At 45.0% G+C, this 633-nt stretch carries 2 protein-coding genes; both read left to right on the top strand.

From position 1 onward, the window contains the following. Positions 1-133 (top strand): hypothetical protein (locus J0A69_RS22805; RefSeq protein ID WP_425501596.1); only part of this gene is annotated, 133 nt, incomplete at its 5' end. Between the two features lie 295 nt (positions 134-428). Beyond that, on the top strand, positions 429-633 hold a 205-nt coding region (locus J0A69_RS22375), incomplete at its 3' end, for an excisionase (RefSeq protein ID WP_206588853.1).

The raw sequence follows: 633 nt of genomic DNA, 5'->3' as shown, positions 1-633 counted from the left end.
GGTTTATAAGTCTAATGAAGACAAATCCCCATTCTGCAATGTGCGAGAAATGACTGATACCGTGCAAAATTATTATCACGAGTACGGTGGAAACGATACTTGCCCTCTCTGTACAAAACATATAGATGATTAAACCCAATATTACATAACAATCCTCGCACTCGCGGGGATTTATTTTATCTGAACTCGCTACGGCGGGTTTTGTTTTATGGAGATGATAAATGCACTTCCGAGTCACAGGAGAATGGAATGGAGAGCCATTCAACAGAGTTATCGAAGCGGAGAACATCAACGACTGCTACGACCACTGGATGATATGGGCGCAGATAGCACATGCAGACGTAACCAATATTCGAATTGAAGAACTGAAAGAACACCAAGCCGCCTGATGGCGGTTTTTTCTTGCGTGTAATTGCGGAGACTTTGCGATGTACTTGACACTTCAGGAGTGGAACGCACGCCAGCGACGTCCAAGAAGCCTTGAAACAGTTCGTCGATGGGTTCGGGAATGCAGGATATTCCCACCTCCGGTTAAGGATGGAAGAGAGTATCTGTTCCACGAATCAGCGGTAAAGGTTGACTTAAATCGACCAGTAACAGGTGGCCTTTTGAAGAGGATCAGAAATGGGAAGA

The sequence above is a fragment of the Algoriphagus pacificus genome, assembly GCF_017254845.1.
Classification (GTDB): domain Bacteria; phylum Bacteroidota; class Bacteroidia; order Cytophagales; family Cyclobacteriaceae; genus Algoriphagus; species Algoriphagus pacificus.
The sequence above is the reverse complement of the archived record's forward strand: the minus strand, read 5'-3'. Positions and strand labels throughout refer to the sequence as shown.